This window comes from Tessaracoccus luoxuelianae (assembly GCF_054483915.1).
The window spans coordinates 3,378,245-3,396,197 of the sequence record NZ_CM137013.1 but is presented as its reverse complement, the minus strand read 5'-3'; the positions used below and the strand labels follow the sequence as shown (position 1 = coordinate 3,396,197).

General features: G+C 71.3%; 19 protein-coding genes. 10 read left to right on the top strand and 9 right to left on the bottom strand.

What is annotated here, in order from left to right; translation table 11 throughout:
• Nucleotides 1–297: 297 nt before the first annotated feature.
• Nucleotides 298–981 (bottom strand): TetR/AcrR family transcriptional regulator, encoded by a 684-nt coding sequence (locus ACX1D1_RS15720; protein ID WP_459055371.1) that lies wholly within the window; start codon nt 979–981, stop codon nt 298–300.
• A gap of 71 nt (nt 982–1,052) precedes the next feature.
• Here ACX1D1_RS15720 and ACX1D1_RS15715 point away from each other — a divergent pair, with 71 nt between their 5' ends.
• The 3 genes from ACX1D1_RS15715 (at nt 1,053) to ACX1D1_RS15705 (ending at nt 2,747) form a co-directional block, all read left to right on the top strand.
• A complete protein-coding gene (locus ACX1D1_RS15715) occupies nt 1,053–2,015 on the top strand; it encodes an NAD(P)-dependent alcohol dehydrogenase (protein ID WP_459055369.1) in 963 nt (320 codons plus the stop codon).
• Between the two features lie 4 nt (nt 2,016–2,019).
• Nucleotides 2,020–2,415 carry an ACT domain-containing protein gene (locus ACX1D1_RS15710; protein ID WP_182781400.1) on the top strand — a complete coding sequence of 132 codons (396 nt, stop codon included), beginning with the start codon at nt 2,020–2,022 and terminating at the stop codon, nt 2,413–2,415.
• Nucleotides 2,416–2,528: 113 nt separating this feature from the next.
• Nucleotides 2,529–2,747, top strand: a complete 219-nt coding sequence (locus ACX1D1_RS15705; RefSeq protein ID WP_182781401.1) for a dodecin — start codon at nt 2,529–2,531, stop codon at nt 2,745–2,747.
• A gap of 22 nt (nt 2,748–2,769) precedes the next feature.
• Here ACX1D1_RS15705 and ACX1D1_RS15700 read toward each other — a convergent pair whose 3' ends face one another.
• A complete protein-coding gene (locus ACX1D1_RS15700) occupies nt 2,770–3,606 on the bottom strand; it encodes a CPBP family glutamic-type intramembrane protease (RefSeq protein ID WP_459055367.1) in 837 nt (278 codons plus the stop codon).
• A gap of 153 nt (nt 3,607–3,759) precedes the next feature.
• Here ACX1D1_RS15700 and ACX1D1_RS15695 point away from each other — a divergent pair, with 153 nt between their 5' ends.
• From ACX1D1_RS15695 to ACX1D1_RS15675, 5 genes are all read left to right on the top strand, one after another.
• On the top strand, nt 3,760–4,431 hold the full coding sequence (locus ACX1D1_RS15695; RefSeq protein WP_182781403.1) for an SDR family NAD(P)-dependent oxidoreductase: 672 nt from the start codon (nt 3,760–3,762) through the stop codon (nt 4,429–4,431).
• A 61-nt stretch (nt 4,432–4,492) separates the two neighbouring features.
• A complete protein-coding gene (locus ACX1D1_RS15690; RefSeq protein WP_459055365.1) occupies nt 4,493–6,187 on the top strand; it encodes a long-chain-fatty-acid--CoA ligase in 1,695 nt (564 codons plus the stop codon).
• 771 nt (nt 6,188–6,958) lie between these two features.
• Complete coding sequence (locus ACX1D1_RS15685; protein ID WP_220489058.1) at nt 6,959–7,468, top strand: SigE family RNA polymerase sigma factor; 510 nt, start codon at nt 6,959–6,961, stop codon at nt 7,466–7,468.
• Nucleotides 7,465–9,327 (top strand): hypothetical protein, encoded by a 1,863-nt coding sequence (locus ACX1D1_RS15680; protein ID WP_459055363.1) that lies wholly within the window; start codon nt 7,465–7,467, stop codon nt 9,325–9,327. Before ACX1D1_RS15685 ends, ACX1D1_RS15680 begins: the two co-directional genes overlap by 4 nt.
• Before the next feature lie 166 nt (nt 9,328–9,493).
• Nucleotides 9,494–10,039: an NADPH-dependent FMN reductase gene (locus ACX1D1_RS15675; RefSeq protein WP_182781406.1), complete on the top strand. Its 546-nt coding sequence runs from the start codon at nt 9,494–9,496 to the stop codon at nt 10,037–10,039.
• A gap of 25 nt (nt 10,040–10,064) precedes the next feature.
• Here ACX1D1_RS15675 and ACX1D1_RS15670 read toward each other — a convergent pair whose 3' ends face one another.
• From ACX1D1_RS15670 to ACX1D1_RS15645, 6 genes are all read right to left on the bottom strand, one after another.
• Complete coding sequence (locus ACX1D1_RS15670; protein ID WP_182781407.1) at nt 10,065–10,943, bottom strand: aldo/keto reductase; 879 nt, start codon at nt 10,941–10,943, stop codon at nt 10,065–10,067.
• A 270-nt stretch (nt 10,944–11,213) separates the two neighbouring features.
• On the bottom strand, nt 11,214–11,657 hold the full coding sequence (gene arfB / locus ACX1D1_RS15665) for an alternative ribosome rescue aminoacyl-tRNA hydrolase ArfB (RefSeq protein ID WP_182781409.1): 444 nt from the start codon (nt 11,655–11,657) through the stop codon (nt 11,214–11,216).
• Between the two features lie 34 nt (nt 11,658–11,691).
• Nucleotides 11,692–12,102: an SRPBCC family protein gene (locus ACX1D1_RS15660; RefSeq protein WP_220489057.1), complete on the bottom strand. Its 411-nt coding sequence runs from the start codon at nt 12,100–12,102 to the stop codon at nt 11,692–11,694.
• Between the two features lie 101 nt (nt 12,103–12,203).
• Nucleotides 12,204–13,037: a DUF2705 family protein gene (locus tag ACX1D1_RS15655; protein WP_182781410.1), complete on the bottom strand. Its 834-nt coding sequence runs from the start codon at nt 13,035–13,037 to the stop codon at nt 12,204–12,206.
• A complete protein-coding gene (locus tag ACX1D1_RS15650; RefSeq protein WP_459055361.1) occupies nt 13,024–13,965 on the bottom strand; it encodes an ABC transporter ATP-binding protein in 942 nt (313 codons plus the stop codon). The genes ACX1D1_RS15655 and ACX1D1_RS15650 overlap by 14 nt, the downstream gene beginning before the upstream one ends.
• Nucleotides 13,962–15,167 (bottom strand): LolA family protein, encoded by a 1,206-nt coding sequence (locus tag ACX1D1_RS15645; protein WP_459055360.1) that lies wholly within the window; start codon nt 15,165–15,167, stop codon nt 13,962–13,964. The genes ACX1D1_RS15650 and ACX1D1_RS15645 overlap by 4 nt, the downstream gene beginning before the upstream one ends.
• An 81-nt stretch (nt 15,168–15,248) precedes the next feature.
• Here ACX1D1_RS15645 and ACX1D1_RS15640 point away from each other — a divergent pair, with 81 nt between their 5' ends.
• On the top strand, nt 15,249–15,902 hold the full coding sequence (locus ACX1D1_RS15640) for a response regulator transcription factor (protein ID WP_182781413.1): 654 nt from the start codon (nt 15,249–15,251) through the stop codon (nt 15,900–15,902).
• Between the two features lie 61 nt (nt 15,903–15,963).
• A complete protein-coding gene (locus tag ACX1D1_RS15635; protein ID WP_459055358.1) occupies nt 15,964–17,256 on the top strand; it encodes an ATP-binding protein in 1,293 nt (430 codons plus the stop codon).
• Here the strand turns inward: ACX1D1_RS15635 and ACX1D1_RS15630 are convergent.
• Entirely contained in the window at nt 17,253–17,936 is a 684-nt protein-coding gene (locus ACX1D1_RS15630; protein WP_459055356.1) for a DNA alkylation repair protein, read from the bottom strand. The genes ACX1D1_RS15635 and ACX1D1_RS15630 overlap by 4 nt on opposite strands.
• Between the last annotated feature and the right edge of the window lie 17 nt (nt 17,937–17,953).

Genomic DNA, 17,953 nt, shown 5'->3' with positions numbered 1-17,953 from the left:
CGTACGACGCGCTCATCGCGGCCACTGCGCTGTCACGCGGGCTGCCGATCTACACGGCCAACCCACGTGACTTCGAGGGGATCGCGGGGCTCGACGTGCGGGCCGTCCGGGCCGCGCACGCCGAGTCCTGAGGCGTCAAGCCGGGCTTCGATAGCGCAGCCGCGCCAGTGCCGGGCCGTCCCTTGCGTCCCCGAGAACGTCGCCACGGACGGCTACCACCGTGGACTTCGCCGGAGAGCCGGTCGTCCCCGCGCCCGGCCGAGTCGCGGTTGGTCGCCTCTGAGGCGCTGGCCGGGGCTATCGGCTTCCTTCCCCCGGGGTGGGGGATCCGGCGGGCCGGTGGGTGGCCAGCCGAACCTCCAGCCCGTCGAGGATGAGCTCGAGGCCGTAACCGAATTCGTCTGCGAACGTGTAGCCCGTCGCCACCTCGTCGATGAGCGCGGCCAGGTGGGGGTAGGGCTGAAGCAGCGATCCCACCGCGGCCGCGTAGTCCTCGGCGCCCTCAGCTTGGGAGGAGTCGAACGGGAGGTTCTGCTCGGTGAGGGTGAACCCGTAGACGTAGGCGTCGATCACGGAGAACGCGTGAGATGCCAGCCTCGGCGGGAACCCTCCGCCCACGAGGCACCCGAGCACCGCATCGTGATGGTTGAGCAGCGCCGCGCCGGGGTTGGTTCGCGACTCGATGAGCCCCAACGTCCACGGGTGCGCGGCGAGCACCGCTCGCGCCGACGAGGCCCGGCGAACCATCCCGGCGCGCCATGGCTCCCCGCCCAGCGGCAGCTCGATCCGGGAGAAGATCCAATCGGCCAGCGCGTCGAGGAGGGCGTCCTTGCTGGCCACGTGGTGGTACAGCGACATGGCCTCCACCCCGAGCTCCCGCCCCACTGTGCGCATGCTGACCCCGCTGAGTCCTGAGCGGTCCGCGACGGCGACGGCGGCCTCGACGATGCGCTCCAGGCTGAGTGGCGTGCGGGATTCCATGGCTCCTCCTTGTGTTCTTACAGGTGTAAGGCTACAGTGAAGCGAGCAGACTTACACCCGTAAGGAGAGTCGTGAAAGCAGCAGTGGTGCACCGCTACGGACCCCCCGAGGAGGTGGCGATCGTCGAGGTTCCCATCCCCCAGCCCGGCCGGGGCGAGGTGGTCGTCCGCGTCGAGGCGGTGGCCGTCACCTCCGGCGACGCCCGGATGCGCGCCGGCCGGTTCCCGGCCGGGTTCGGGGTACTCGCCCGGCTGGGTTTGGGCATGGGCGGGCCGCGCCGTCGGGTATTGGGCGGCAGCCTCTCGGGGGTCGTGGTCGGTGTGGGTGCCGAGGTCGCGGGGCTCGCGGTGGGCGACGAGGTGGCGGGCATGTCCGGCGCCCTCGGGGCGCACGCGCAGTACGTGGCGGTGCCGGCAGCCCGCATGGTGCCGAAGCCCGCCGGCATCACCCACGCCGAGGCGGCCGGAGTCCTGTTCGGCGGCACCACGGCGCTGTACTTCCTGCGCGACAGGGCCGGGTTGCGGGCCGGTCAGACCGCGCTGGTCAACGGGGCCTCCGGATCTGTCGGGTCCGCTGCTGTGCAGCTGGCCAAGGTCATGGGCGCGGACGTCACGGCGGTCACCAGCGCGACGAACGCCGCCGTCGTGACCCGGTGGGGAGCGGACAGGGTGGTGGATTACTCGCAGACGCCGGTGTCGCGGCTGACCGGCACCTACGACGTGATGTTCGACGCAGTCGGCAACGTCTCCCGCTCTGAGGGGCTCCGGCTCGTCTCACAGGAGGGTGCTCTGGTCCTCGCCGTCGCCGGGCTCTGGGACACCCTCCGGGCGCGCGGCCGGGTGCATGCCGGCCCAGCTCCCGAGCGGCCCGAGGACTTCGCCTACCTGCTGGCCCTCGTCGCCGAGCGCCGGCTGGACCCCGCCGTCGAGGAGTTCGAGGGGCTTGGCCGGCTGCCGGAGGCGTACCGGCGCGTTGATTCCGGCCGCAAGGTGGGCAACCTCGTGCTCATCCCCGAACCCAATGAGGCAGGCTGAGGCCATGAGCGGCGAGACGGAGCTGACCACCCTGCTGGCGACGATGTCCCCCGTCGTGTGCCCTGGGGCCTTCGTCTTCGTGGTTGGCCCCGGGCCTGTGGAGGCTGAGGTGCTGGCCAGCGTCGTCGAATCGGAAGGTCTGAGCATGGTGCTTCGCAAGGAGGACGCGGACCGGCTCGGGTTGGACTACGACTATGTCGCGGGGTGGATCACGCTCACGGTGCAGTCATCGCTGGCCGCCGTCGGGCTGACAGCGGCTGTGAGCACGGCGCTGGCGGAGGCGAGCATCAGCTGCAACGTCGTCGCGGGGTACCACCACGACCACCTCCTGGTCCCGGCCGACCGGCTGGACGACGCCCTGGCGGCCCTTCGTCGCCTGGCCGGAAACGCGCGGGTGTGAGCGAGCCGGCCCAGCGATGAGGAGATCGACGGGGGAGGCTCGCAGCCGCGATCCGTCGCTTAGCCTGGAGGGATCCTGGTTGCGGAAGGCAACCCTGAACGAGGGAGTTCGCCATGACTGACCACACCTACAAGGTGACCGAGATCGTCGGTAGCTCGAGCGAGGGCCTGCAGCAGGCCATCGATGGGGCTGTCGCGCGGGCGTCGCAGACGCTGTCCCACCTGGACTGGTTCGAGGTGACCGAGATCCGCGGCCACATCCAGGACGGCCAGGTTGCCCACTACCAGGTGGGCCTGAAGCTCGGATTCCGCCTGGAGGACCACACGGCGTGAGCGCGACGCAGGACCGTCGTCGTCAGTAGATGAAGAAGGCGAACAGGTCCGGGTTGTGGGCGTGCACGATGGCCATGAACACGATGGCGTCGAACAGCAGGTGCACCACCAGGACGTAGAGCAGGGAGCCCGTGCGCGCGAACAGGAAGCCCTGGATCAGTGCGAACGGGATGGTCAGGAGCGGTCCCCACTCGCGGTAGCCGAGCTCCCACAGGAACGAGACGAAGATGGTGGCCTGCAGAGCGTTGGCCAGCCACACCGGGAAGTGCCGCCTCAGCAGGGCGAAGCAGGTGCAGATGAAGAACAGCTCGTCCCAGGTGCCCACCGCGTTGACGCCGACGAAGAACCGCGCCAGTTCACTGGCGTCGGTGATGTGCGGCCAGTTGAGGTAGGCGCCGGAGCGGATGAAGTAGAACGGCAGGATCGCCCAGCCCAGGAACGGCACCGCGACCACGTAGATGACCTCTAGCCGAGACCATCGATGTTCCCCTCGCCAGGGGAACGTGATTGCCCGGCGGCGGTAGACGAAGCGGTCGATCAGCAGCGGCACCGAGACGGCGAGGATCAGCACCGTTCCGATGATGAGGAAGCGGTCCCAGCTCACGTCGGCCTCGACGGAGGTGGCGCTGACGATCGCCACACCCACCCCGATCAGCAGCAGGTCCCTGCCCAGCTCGCGGTTCACGAGACAGGCGGCCAGCAGGCTCAGTAGCAGCAGCGCGTGCCCCCATCCGGCCAGCTGGAACGCGAACAACAGGACCGCAGAGATCGACACCCCCGCCGCGGGGATCAGATCGCGCACCGACCATGCCTGAGCCGACGACGGGTCCTGAGCGAGGGGCGTCGGTGGGGAGGCCATGGGTCCAGCATTCCGCATGAGACGCCCGACGGTGGGGCGCGCGGCTCATGAATGGACCCATGAGCCGCGCTGTCGAGTGGGGCCGGCGTCTCCCGCGCCGTCGAGGTGAGTAGGCTCGGTGGGGTAGTCAACGACGACCACGGGAGGATCACCATGCCCACGCTTGCCATCATCGGTGCCGGAGCCGGACTCGGCGCAACAGTCGCCCGCCGCTTCGCCAAGGAGGGCTTCTCGGTGGCGCTCATCTCTCGCACCGCCGAACGCGTCCATGCCCTCGCCGAGGAACTGACCGCAGAGGGCATCACGGCCCGGGGCTACGTGGCAAACGTCCGCGACCACGATTCCCTGCGGTCCGCGCTCGACGACGCGGCCGCTGACCTCGGCCCCATCGACGTGCTGCAGTACAGCCCGCTGCCGGCGAAGGAATTCCTGCGCCCGGTGCTGGAGACCACCGTCGAGGACCTGCAGCCGGCCATCGAGTTCTCCGTCTACGGGCCGCTCGTGGCGATCCATCACGTCATGCAGCACATGCGCTTCCGCGGAGGCGGCACGATCCTGCTCGTCAACGGCGGCAGCGCGGTGCGCCCGGTGGCCAAATTCGCCGGCACGTCGGTGGCGTTCGCGGGGGAGTCGGCATTGGGTCAGATGCTGCACGACGCCCTGGCACCGGACAACATCCACGTCACCCAGCTGATCATCCCCGGCGGGATCATCGAGGGTCACCCCCGCAAGGACCCGACGGTGCTCGCCGAACGGCTCTGGGAGATGCACGCCACGAAGGAGCAGTTCCGTCACTTCGCCGGCGATATGGACCTCGACGGCTGACGGTCGAGGCCCGCACGGGGCCACTGGCGGGAGCCGAGCCGGGCCCTGACAGGATGGACCCATGACTGACGAGCGCCCTTGGGTGAAGCACTACCAGCCGGGGGTCCCGGCAGACATCGCCACCCCGCCCACCTCACTGGTGGAGATGTGTGAGGAGGCGGTCGCCAAGGGCGGCGACGGCGTGGCGCTGCAGTTCTTCGGCCGCGAGACCAGCTACCGGAGTCTCGGGGAGCAGATTGCCCGCGTCGCCGAGGGCCTGCGCAGGCTGGGCGTCCGCGCAGGCGACCGCGTGGCACTGATCCTGCCCAACTGCCCGCAGCACGTCGTCGCGTTCTACGCGGTCCTGCGGCTGGGCGCGATCGTCGTGGAGCACAACCCCCTCTACACCGCGCGCGAACTGCGTCACCTGTTCGAGGATCATGGCGCCCGGGTGGTCATCGCCTGGGACGCGGCCGTGGGCAAGATCCGCGAGCAGCCGAGCGACATCGAGGTCGAGCATGTCGTCTCGGTCAACCTGCTGCGGGCATTCCCCCTCGTCAAGCGCCTGGCGCTGCAGCTGCCCGTACCGAAGCTGCGCGCCGCCCGCGACCGCCTCACCCAGCCGGCGCCCGGCACCATGCCCTGGGAGGACCTGCTCCGGGCGCCCGCCCTCGAACCCGCGCATCCACGCCCCGCGGTCGACGACGTGGCCGTCATCCAGTACACCAGCGGCACCACCGGCCGCGCCAAGGGCGCCATCCTCACCCACCGCAACCTCTACGCCAACGCACTGCAGGGCGCGGCATGGATGCACGACGCCGTGGACGACCGGGAGGTGATCTACGCCGTCCTGCCCATGTTCCACGCGTTCGGCATGACGCTGTACCTGACCTTCGGCATCCTCAAGCGCGCCCGGATCGTCCTGTTCCCGAGCTTCGACGCAGACATGGTCCTCGACGCCGCCCGCACCACCCCGCCGACGGTGTACTGCGCGGTCCCGCCGATCTACGAGAAGACCGCCCGACGGGCCCTCGAGCGTGGCGTGAGCCTGAAGTCGGCCCGCTTCTGCATCTCCGGGGCGATGAACCTGACCGACCCGATCGTCGAGCTCTGGGAGGGGGTGGCCGGGGGGCTCCTCGTCGAGGGCTACGGCCTCACCGAGACCGCCCCCGTGGCGCTGGGGAATCCGTTCCACCCGTCGCGGCGCACCGGCACCATCGGCATCCCGTTCCCCAGCACCCGGATGCGCGTGGTGGACCCGGAGGACCCGTCCCGTGAGGTGCCCCAGGGGGAGCGTGGTGAGCTTCTGCTGGGCGGTCCGCAGGTGTTCCAGGGGTACTGGAACGCGCCAGAGGAGACCGAGGCGGTGCTGCTGCCCGGCGGATGGCTGCGCACAGGCGACCTGGTCACCGTTGACGCCGACGGCTTCACCACCATCGTGGACCGCGTGAAGGAGCTGATCATCACGGGCGGCTTCAACGTGTCGCCGACGGAGGTGGAGGCGGTCCTGCGTGCGCACGAGGACATCGACGACGCCGCCGTCGTCGGCCTGAAGCTGGAGGGCGGGGGAGAGCGCGTCGTGGCGGAGGTGGTTCCGCGCCCGGGCGCCACGGTGCATCCGGAGGCGGTGCGCACGTGGTGCAGGGAGCGGTTGGCCGCCTATAAGGTGCCGCGCGAGGTGGTGGTGGTCGACGAGCTGCCGAAGTCGATGCTGGGCAAGGTGCTGCGCAAGCAGGTCCGCGACCGTCTCGCCGCACGGGCCGTCTCCGCTCCCTGATCTTTCCCGCTGGTTGAGCCGCGCCAAGCCGCGAAGCGGCGCAACGCGCGTCGAAATCGACCCGCTCCCGGTGCAGGGAGCCCTGATCTTTCCCGCTGGTTGAGCCGCGCCAAGCCGCGAAGCGGCGCAACGCGCGTCGAAACCGAACCGCGCCCGGTGCAGGGAGCCCTGACCCGAGGCCCGGGCGGCCCCCTTGTCCACAGCCCTCCCCGTCGGCCTCCGGCCGGCCGTTGGTTCAGTTGTGGAGGCCGCCCGGGCCTCGTGCCAGCGCTCCCTGCACTCGTTTCCCTGTGGCGTGCTCGAGTCCGGGAGTGTGCCGTCAAGGCGGCCCTGGCTCGGGTCTGCTCAGGCGGGATGCCAGTTGGGTGATCGTCGGGTTGGGCATCACAACGCACAGCCGCCCTGCCGTCACCCGCCCTCGCGGGCATCGCAGCGTCCTGCCGGACCTTCGCCCCTCGCCCCTCGACCCCGCCGTCGCCCTCGCGGGCAGCGCGGCGTGCAGCCGCCCTGTCGTCCCCCACCCTCGCGGGCCACGACGCGTCCTGCCGGACCCTCGCCCCTCGACCCCGCTGGGCATCGTGCGTGAGTGGGCCGATTCTGGCTCCGGGTTCTGGCTGTCCGGTGGGACTGGGCGCGTAGTCGGCACCAGATCCACCGAACAGGCATCGCGGGTCGCGGCTCGGGAGCAGTGTGGGCACGTCGGGTCTGGTTCGCTGATCCCAGTGCAGTGAAGCGGACCACTCACCGCGTCTACAGGGTATGGAGGCTGTGATGGAGCACCCGGTCGAGGTGATGACCAACGGGTTTGACAGGTACGTCGCCGCCCGCGGCGGCGAACTCTGGGTGGCCGCCTGGCTGCTCACCGGGGATCGGCAGCACGCCGAGGACCTCGTCCAGACGGCGCTGTCCAAGACCTACAGCCGCTACGACTCCTTCGACAACGACCACCACTTCGAGGCCTACGTCCGCACGACGATGTACCGCACGTTCATCTCCTGGTGGCGCCGGCTCCAGTGGCGCTCGGAGGTGCCCTCCGACAGCCCGCCGGACCGGCCGTCGGACGCAGGCGAACCATCGCTCGGCACCGACGTCCACCGCGCCCTCGCCGCACTCCCGCGACTCCAGCGCACCTGCCTCGTGCTGCGCTACTTCGAGGACCGCCCCACCCGCGAGGTGGCCGAGTTGCTGCGCATCCCCGAGGGGACCGTCACCTCCCACGTCAGCCGCGGGCTCGCCGCCCTGCGCATCTCCCCCCACCTCGCCCAGGAGGACAGGCCATGAACGAACAGGAATTCTCCGACGCCCTCCGCGACGGCGTCCCGCCCCGCCCGAGCGCTCGCGGCTGGGCGGCCGCCGCCAGGAACCGTGCGCGGAAGCGGCGAATGGGCGTGGCTGCGGCCGCGGTGGTGGCCGTCGTGGGCATGGCCACGCCGCTGGCGCTCCAGCTCACCGCGCCTCCGTCGGTGGTGTTGGCCACGCCCGAGCCCACCGCCGCCGCGACACCACTGGTCCCCGACCCCTGCCGCGACCCCCTCACCGGCGCCGAACCCCTCGTCGACGGCGACCTTCCCGACGGCGCCACCCGCGTCTGGCTGTGCGGGCGCTCCGACACCGGGTCCGAGTTGGAGCTCGTGGGCGCGCCTGATCCGCTGGTCGCGCACGCCCAGGACGCCGTCGCGGCGTTCAACGCGCTGGAGAGGTCTGAGGGGGTGCTCGACTGCATGCCGAATCCGCTGGATTACACGGTGGTCGTCGAGTACGGCGACGGCGTGCACCGGGCGGTGCGGATCGCCGGCTGCGGCGACCTCCGGGACGCGACCGACATGTTCGACATCTTCCGAGCCGACGGCGCCGGCTACCTGAGCACTCTCCGCGAGCTGTGGAAGGCCGAGCGCGAGGAGTCCGGGTTCCAGTTCACGGGGGCGGCGCTCTGCGACTCCTCCTACGCCTCCGTCCTCCGGCCCTTGGAGTTGGACGGTCTGACGCGAGCGGTCGCCTGCCGTGCGGACGGCTCGGCGGTGGAGCTGGACTCCGAACTCACGGCCGATCTCCTCGCCGCGCTCCAGTCCGGCGACGCGTTGGCAAGCACGGAGGTGGGGTGGCAGGCGCCGCTCCCGGCCCTGGTCCTACTCACGCCCACGGGCGATCCCGTCTCGCTCCACCGGAATGACGCCACCTACTGGTGGGACGACGGCACGGCGCGCTGGATGTGGGGCCCGTTGGACGTTGCCCTAGAGGCGCGCATCGTCGAGGCGCAGGGCGTCGACGGCGGACCTGTTCCGTCCCCGTCCCCGACCCCTGTCGTGCTGCCGGACGAGCGTGGCGACGGCCTGGTCTCGACCGTGTGCGACGACATCCAGACCGGCACCCTCGCGGCCGAGGAGCTTCCCGGCACCGAGAACCTGCCCGACGGTGCCGCCCGGGCATGGCTCTGCGGCGACCGCTGGGCGACGTTCGGCGGGGTGGGCCCCATCGAAGCGCTGACCACGGACCCGGACCGCTTCGTCGACGCCATCAACCAGCTGCCCAGCCCCAACTATGAGGCGTGCACCGAGATGGGCGGCACCACCTACCACGTGGTGCTCGACTATCCGGACGGCACCCGTCGCGTCGTCTCCGCCGAGACCGTGAACTGCGAGTGGGTGGGCGGCTGGGGCAACCGCGCGGGCGGCGCCCAGCTGCTCCAGGACCTGCTCCCGCTGTGGACGGCCCAGCGCGAGGCGAACCCCGAGCCCTTCCTCGACGAGGTCTCCCTCTGCAGCGACAACGCGGGGATCGTCGGACTCAACTCGCTAGGCCCCGTGGAGCGCGGCTCGCTCTACCGCGGCTACGTGTGCGGCCTTCCCGCGGACCCCGCCGTCGGGGACGAATGGATGCAGCGTGAGCTCCCGGGCGACCTGGTCCTGGCCATCTCCCAGGCCACGGCCACCCCGGATGACCAATGGAACATCCCGGAGGACGGGCCGTACGTGGTGATGCTCACCCAATACGGCGACCCGGTCACCTACCTGATCGACGAGGACCTGCAGCTCCGGCTGGATCCCCTCGGCGTCCCCGACGGGGGTACCTGGACCCCCGACGGCGACCTGGCGGGGGCGTGGAGTGAAATCCTCGCCGGCCTACGCGGCGGCACCCCCTGAGTGGACGGAACGCGTGCACGAAACGCCGCCCGAGTGCGAGGCCGTGTCCGCATTGGGCACCGGGTGGCCATCGGAACGGCGTGTCGTGCACGACGGGGGACGGGGGGTGCCGCGTCCGCCCACAGCGTAATTGAAAGGTCAAGCAATCTCGTGCCATAGTTGAGGCGTGAACAATCTCGCGATCATCGTCTCGTCCACCCGTCCCCAGCGCATCGGCGGCACAGTGAGTGACTGGGTGGCCGACACCCTGGACTCCCACTGGGACGTCACCATGCTCGACCTCGCGGAGATCAACCTCCCGTTCATCGACGAGGGCGCGCCCGCCGGCTCCGGCGTCTACACCCAGCCCCACACGCTGGCCTGGAAGGCCGCGATCGACGCCGCCGACGCGGTCCTGATCGTCACGCCTGAGTACAACGGCTTCTTCCCCGCGCCGCTGAAGAACGCCATCGACTACCTCTACGCCGAGTGGGAGGGCAAGCCCATCGCTTTCGTGGGCTACGGCTTCGGTGGCGGTGGCCGCGCGACGAAGGCTCTCACTCAGCTGATGGAGAACCTCAAGGCCGACGTTGTGGGCACCACGGGACTGATCTTCAACACCGATGTCACGATGGAGGGTCGGGTGACGGCCGGCGCAGACAAGCTCGCCGAGCTGCACTCGCTCTCCGACAAGCTCGCAGACGCCGCCGCCTCGGACGACGCCGCGGCCTGACGCCCCTCCTCCGGTCAGTGGCGACTCAGTTGTTGCCGCTGGCCGGAGGCGCGCCCAGCGCCTCGACGGCGGCGAAGAACTCGTCCGCGACCTCGGCCTCGATCAACCCCGCCAGCGCGTCGAGCCTGGCCAGCGACGGGATGCCCACGACCGTGGTGTCCACCAGCGGGCTGCGCATCGAGAACTGCAGTGCTGCAGCGGCCAGATCGACGCCGGCCTCCCGCGCCAACTCGCGGACCCTGCCGACGTGCGCCGCGAACTCCACCGGCATGCTGTGGTAGCCGTAGGTGCTCTCCCCGTTGGCCAGCGTTCCGCCGCCGAAGGGCGCCGCGTTGAAGACCTGCATGCCGAGCTCGCGCGCCCGCACATAGAGCTCCTCCGCGGAGCGGTCCACCAAGGTGTAGCGATTGTGGTTGAGGGCCACGTCGAACAGCCCCGTTTCCACATACGCGCGCGTCTCCGCCAGTGATCCGTACGCGATCCCGATCGCCCCGATAACGCCCTCGTCCCGCAGCGCGATCAACGCCTCGACGGGGCCACCAGGTGCGAGGGCCTCGTCGACGGTGATCGTGAACGGATCGTGGAATTGGTACAGGGGCAGGTGGTCCACACCGAGCCGTTCAAGTGATTCCTCGAGCGAGCGCCGCACTCGAGCGGCGTCGAAGATCCCCGTGGCCGGATCCCGGTCCGCCTTGGAGAAGACGGCCTTGCCCGACGGCACGCCACCGGCCCGACGGATCGCGTCGCCGAGGAACTGCTCGCTGCGTCCGTCGGCGTAGTTGTTGCTGGTGTCGACATGGCCGAGCGGGGACGCGAGCAGAGCGTCAGCCAGGGCCTCGCCGTCGGGACGCTCGCCGAGGCGCGACGCGCCGAGCGTGACGGGGGTGGTGGGAACGTGTGCCATGGGTGCCTCCTGCGGTCTACGTCGTATGCCCCGACCCTAGACGACGGCGGCCCTACCCCAGCGGCAGCCTCAGGCCGGTTAGGTCCGTCAGGCGGTGCCGATGGCCCCGCGCCGGGCACTGGGTGTGTGACTCAGGGGCTGCCATACGTGACTCCTGGGGTACGCGGTGGGCCTCCGCATGCTGCGCGGCCCATCCGCCAGCAGATACTCACCAGGAGGCTGTCCGGCACACGCTAATACACCCCGGGGGTCAGCCTGTTCCTGCTTGCGCTACGCGTCCTCGGGGCGTCCGCGACCGCGCTTGATCTCCCCGTGGCGGCGCTTGGTGGTCAGCCTGCGCTCAACCGAGCCCCGCGTCGGGCGGGTGCGGCGTCTCGGCGGCGACGGCGGGGCGAGCCCTTCACGGAGCATCGCAGCCAGACGCTCCCGCGCCGCACCCCGGTTCTGGCGCTGCGAGCGGGACTCGGCAGACACGACGGTGAGGACGGTGCCCGCAAGCCGGGACCGCAACCGGTGCAGGAGCCGCTCCCGCTGGACGTCGTCAAGCACGGCGGAGGCGGCCACATCGAAGGACAGCTGCACCCTCGAATCTGAGGTGTTCACGCCCTGGCCGCCGGGACCGGACGCGTGCGAGAACCGCTCGGTCAGCTCACCTGCCGGGACCACCAAGCCCTCCGGCAGCCCCGGCCCCGGTGCAATCCGCAGCTCGCTCACAGTGTCCAGGGTAGGCCGCTACGCCTCGCCTGGCTCAGCCGACGAGCCGCCCGAGCGAGTAGCGGGCGATGGGCGCATAGCCGAGGACCACCGGCCACGGCCCGTGCACGACGAGCCACGCCACACTCGCGCGACCCGACCCGGGCGCCGCCGCGTCGACCCCGTGCTCGAAGGACAGCCTCAGCGGGCCGCTGCGGACGCTCCAGGACCAGGTCCGCGCCGCCTCGTCGACCGCATCGATGCGGAAGTCCGCAACGATCCCGCCCAGGCCCGTCACCCGGCCGGTCGTCCCCGGCGTCACCATCGGTTCCGCGTACTCCACGCCGCGCAGATGCGGCGCCCATCGGGTCCACCACACCGGCCGGGTGTACCGCTCCCACACCTCGTCCACCCGTAGCGGACCACTCGCTGAGAGACGCAGCGCGCCGGACAGAGAGAGGTTCACCTCCTCAGTGTCCATCCCGGCACCCCCGATGAGGTCGACGGGGGCCGAACTCGCGCTCCTTCCGCACCCGCCACGGCAGGGTCCTGCCGCGGCGGAACCCGTCAGGACGTCACGTCGGCGGAGCGGAACCTCGCCCACGCCAGCGACGCGAACACCGCAACCCACCCAACCTGCACCAGCAGCCCCGATCCCAGCACGCCCCAGTCCACCTCGAGGCGGAGGAACTCGGCGAAGTCGAACCAGTGGTGCGTCAGCAGGTAGGGGTGGATGGCCGCGAGTTGCGGCAGGGAGTCCAGCACCGTGGAGACCACCGCCACCACGACCGTCGCGGCCATCGCCCCGACCGGGACCTCGGTCAGCGTGGAGATGAACACCCCCACCACCACCAGCCCCGTCAGGGACAGGGCGACATACCCCGCGACACCCAGCATCCGCGCCATCCCGGCCCCCAGGGAGACGGTGGTGCCCGACAGCAGAGTCATCTCTCCCAAGCCGAAGAACGCGCCCCCGGCGGCCAGCGCCATGACGGCGATCACCAGCACCGCGACCACCGCGAACGCCAGTGCCACCAGAGCCTTCGCCAGCAGCAGCCGCGTCCTGGCGACGGGCAGGGTCAGGAGGTAGCGCAGCGTTCCGGCCTGGGCCTCGCCCGCGATCGTGTCGCCCGCGGTGATGGCGATGGTCAGCGGCAGCAGGAACGGCAGGCACATGAACAGGGCCGCGACGACGAGGAACAGCCCGTTGCCGGTGACCCGTCCGATGAACCCCGGCCCCTGACCCTCCAGCCCGGAACCCTGCGCGATGAACAGCACGACGGCGAGGAGCAGCGGCACCAACGCCAGCCCGACGAGGAGCGCCAGCGTGCGGCGCCGGCCGAAGAGCAGCCGCAGCTCGCTGCGCAGCAACCTCCCGAAGGAACCCCTAGCGCGCGACATCGAAGCCCTCCCCAGTCAGTTCCACGAACAGCTGCTCCAGGCTGCGACGGCGGACGGTGAGACCGACGAGGTCCACCCCCGCATGCACCAACGCGGCGGACACGCGCTCCGGGGGCGTGGCCCCGAGCCGCGCCTGGACCTCCACGCCGTCGACGCGCACCTCGGCCAAGCCGAGGGTGCCGAGCACCTCGGTGGCCCCGGCCACGCCGTCGACGTTGGTGGTGACAACCACGCGCGGATCGTCGTCTGCGGCCAGTTCGTGGCGCTCCGCCTGGGCGAGGAGCTTGCCCTGGCCCATGATGCCGATGTGCGTGCAGACCTGCTCGATCTCGGCAAGCAGGTGGGAGGAGACCAGCACGGTGGAGCCCTCCGCGGCGAGCTCACGGATCAGGTGGCGGACCTCGCGGGTGCCCTGCGGGTCCAGGCCGTTGGTGGGCTCGTCGAGGACGAGCAGCTCGCGCGGACGCAGCAGGGCGGCCGCCAGGCCGAGGCGCTGCTTCATGCCGAGCGAGTACTGGCGGTACAGCTTCCCCGAGGCGGCGGTGAGGCCGACCCGTTCGAGCGCCGAGTCGATCCGGGACCGTGAGGTGCCCGGGTCTGCCGTGGCGTCGCACGCGTCGAGGCGGACCAGGTTGGCCCGCCCGCTGAGGTACGGCTGGAACGCCGGCCCCTCCACCAGCGCACCCACCCGCGGCAGCACCGACCCGCCGCTCTCGGGCATGGCCTCGTCGAGCAGCCAGGCGGCACCCGCCGTCGGCTTCACCAGCCCGAGCAGCATCCGGATCGTGGTGGTCTTCCCCGACCCGTTGGGGCCGAGGAATCCGTAGACAGCGCCGCGGGGCACCACCAGGTCGATCCCGTCGACGGCCACCTGGCCGGATCGGAATCGCTTGGTGAGCCCCTCGGTGCGGATTGCCGGGGCGCTCACGCCATCGCGCGCAGGGTCTCGGCGGGAACCGCCCCCACCAGGATGCGACCGTCGTCGGTCACCAGCACGCTGAGCAGTGCGGAGGTGAGCAGGCGACCCTCGGGCACCTCGGTGGTGAGCTGCTCGTAGAGGGCGGCGGCGTCGAGGTCCATGCCCGGCCCATGCTCGGGCTTGAACTCGTCCATCAGGTCCTGCGCCTCATCGGAGCCGGTCGACGGGGTGGGCATGCCGCTCATCGCGCCCGGATCCTGGGCGATCATCGCGGCGACGTCAACGCCGGTGAGCTCGACCACGCTCTCCCAGCCGGTGCCGTACACCGTGGGCTTCTGGTGGTCGCCCTCATGGGCGGGCATCTCGGTGCCCTCGGCGGGGATCGGGATCACGACGTCGCGCTGGGTGGCGCCGGCGGGGGTGGAGAACTCGAACACGGACTCGTTGGGGGCGGTGAAGTCCACGTCCGTGAACGACACCTCGACGGCGGGGGCCGCCTCGTCCTGCGTGCTCCAGGTTTGCACCCGCAGCGGGGTCATGGTCTCGCCGTCGACTGCCAGCACCACGTGATCGACGAGGGTGCCGTCGGTGTCAGGGGTGACGACGAGCTGGTAGGCATCGCGCCCGGCGACGCTGATCTGCGAGTCGACGCGCACCGTCGAGTACTCCTCGACGTTGGCCAGCACCTTGGCCGCGGCCTCCTGCGGGGTGGGCAGCTCGTCCTGGCCTGCGAGGGCCTTCTCGCGGGCCTCGTCGCTCATCGTCTCCAGGCGGGCGCGGTCCGCGTCGCTGACGGTGTAGCGGACCACCTCATCGTCGGAGCTGGAATAGGTCCACATGTCCGTGCCGTCGGCCACCATCGAGTACTCGCTCATGGTGCCCAGCAGGGAGACGCGGGCGCGCTCGTCGCCGTCGGTCCAGACACGCAGCGTCGAGCTGCCGCCGAGAAGAGACATGGGATCAGCGCCGGAGGCCTCGGTGAAGAGGAGTTCGGGGAGCCCGAGGCGGGCGGTGTGCACGACGGTGCCGGACATGGCCTGGGGCTCGGACTCGAGGACCCGCGCCACCAGTTCCTCGGCGGTGAGGTCCGGCAGGTTGCTGGACTCGCCGGAGGCGAGCAGCGGCTGCACGAGGAGGCCGACGGCGACAACGCCGGCCACGGCTATGGGGGCGATCCAGGGGGTGCGGAGGGCAGAGCGTCGTTCGGTCATGCGCCCACGGTAGACCGCCGTCGCTGTGAGGACGCTGAGAGCGCCCGCCCGCCGCCACTGGCCCGCTGGCAGGATGGGGGCGTGCGGGTACTGGTGGTCGACGACGAGCGGGGGCTCACCCGGGCGTTGCAGCGCGGCCTGGCGGCGGAGGGGTTCGCGGTGGACTGCTCGCACGACGGCGAGACGGGCCTCTCGCTGGCCACCCACGGCGATTACGACGCGATCGTCCTGGACGTGATGCTGCCCCGGCGCAACGGCTACGACGTGGTGGCCGCGCTGCGTGAACGCAAGGTGTGGACCCCGGTGCTGATGCTGAGCGCCAAGGACGGCGAGTACGACGTGGCGGATGCGCTGGACCTCGGCGCCGACGACTACCTCACCAAGCCCTTCTCCTTCGTCGTGCTCGTGGCCCGGCTCCGGGCCCTGGTCCGCCGTCCCGCGGAGGCCAGGCCGTCGGTGCTCGCCGTCGGTGCGCTCGTGATGGACCCCTCCGCCCGGACCGTGACACTCGACGGGGTGCCCGTGGATCTCACCACCCGCGAACTGGCGCTGCTGGAGTACCTGATGCGGCACGCGGACCGCGTGGTGGGCAAGGTGGAGCTGCGCGACCACGTGTGGGACGGCACGGGGGAGGACCTCAACGTGGTGGAGGTCTACGTCGGCTACCTGCGGCGGAAGCTGGGCCGCGACGTCGTCCTCACCATGCGCGGCGCCGGCTACCGAGTGGTGGGCTGACGGCGTGCCCGGCGAGGGGCGACGGTGGGGCGGGCTCTCACTACGGTTGCGGCTGACTCTGGTGACCGCCGGATTGTTGGCGGTGGGGCTCTCCCTGGGGGCGGTCGCGTTGTCGACGGTGGTGTCCGCGAGCCGGGTGATTGCGCTGGACGAGCTGGCGGAGGCTCGGGCGCTGACGGTGTCGCGGCTGGTGGCCGATGACCGGCTGCCCGAGCCGCTACCGGTGGCGGAGCCGGGGGAGATCGCGCAGGTGCTCGACGGCGACGGCCTGGTGGTGGCGAGCTCGGCCAACGCGAGCCGGACGCTGCCGGTGGTGGCGCCGTCGGAGCTCCCGGCGCTCACGGGAGCCGGCCCCGCGACGATGCCGACGGCCTACGACGCGCGGGCGCGGGTGGTGGCCCGAGCGGCGGACTGGCGGGGGGCACCGGTGACGGTGGTGGTGGCGCTGCCGCTGCGCGACGTCGAGGGGGTGCTGCAAGCGCTGCGGGTGTCGCTGGTGGGGGTGGTGCCCACGTTGACGCTGCTGCTCGCGGGCGTCATCTGGCTGGCGCTCGGCCGGGCGCTGCGGCCGGTGGAGCAGCTCAGGGTGGCCGCCGCCCGGGTGGCCCGCGAGGGCGGGCCGGGCGCGTTGCCCGTGCCCGCAGCCGACGACGAGCTCGGGGCGCTTGCGCGGACCTTGAACGAGATGCTGGACCGCCTGGACCGGGCCGCGGCCCGGCAGCGCGGGTTCGTCGAGGACGCGGCCCACGAGCTGCGCTCGCCGATCTCGTCTCTGCGCGCCGCCGTCGAGGTGGCGGAGGCGCACCCGGCGGCCTTCACCAGCGGGGAGTTGGCGGCCGAGCTTGCGCCGGAGGTGCGGCGGATGCAGGCGCTCGTCGACGATCTGCTGCTGCTGGCGCGGGTGGGTGCGACGGGGGCGCGGCGAGACGACGCTGACCTGGCTGCCCTCGTCGGTGACGCTGTGGCCGGCCTGCGCGCGGGTGTCGCGGTGGAGGTGCGCGGAGCCGGCCGGGCGTGGGTGGACGCGGCCGCCGTCGGGCGGGTTGTGCGCAACCTGGTGGAGAACGCGGCCCGGCACGCCCGTGGTGTGGTGCGGGTGACGGTGTCCGACGGGGTGGTGGTCGTGGAGGACGACGGGGCGGGGATCCCGGCTGGGGATCGCGAGCGGGTCTTCGAGCGCTTCGTGCGGTTGGACGAGGCGCGTGAGCGCGAGGGCGGCGGCAGCGGGCTGGGCCTGGCGATCGCGCGGGAGATCGCCCGCGACCACGGCGGCGAGGTCACCCTGGGGGAGTCTGACCTGGGCGGGTTGAGCGCGACGGTGTCGCTTCCGGTGGGCCGTCCAGACGTGGACTAGGTCTCGCGCCGCGACACCATCTCCGCGATCCAGATCGGCGCGAACGGCGAGGTGCAGCCGGGCGGCGTCGGGTAGTCGCGCAGCACGCCCAGTCGCTCGCCGATCGAGACGGCGCGCTCACGCAGCGGCGGGTTCTCGATGCCGATCTGCGCGAGGCAATGGTTCATCGCCCACTGCAGCCGCTCGGGCGCCTCAGCCATCTGCGCCTCGATCAGGTCCAGAAGCCCGTCCAGATCGATACCCTGGGGGCTCCGCACCACGCGCTCGCTGGTCAGCGCCCACCCGGCGCTCGCGACGGCCGGGTCCGGGTCCGCGAACCAGGCCAGGCGCAGCGACTCCGCGTGGGTGCTCTTCTTGACGACGTAGTTGACGAGCCAGTCGTGCACCTTCGGCGAGCCGGCCCCGCGGAGCATGGCGTCCAGCTCGTCGAGGGAGTACAGCTTCGGCCGGCAGATGAGCAGGGCGAGCAGCCGGGCGGCGGAGTCGCCGGTGGACCACAGCTCGACGGCGAGGTCGTGGTTGGTCCTGACCCGCTTCGCCACGGCCCGCAGTCTCGTGAGGTTCACCCCGTGATCGTCGCCGTGGCGCTCGTTGACGGCCCGGATCTTCGGGTCCTCCAGCGCAGCAAGCTCGGCCAGCAGCTCGGCCGCCGTCGCTGCGGTGGTCGCCGCCTCGCTCATGTCGTCTCCCTCGTGAT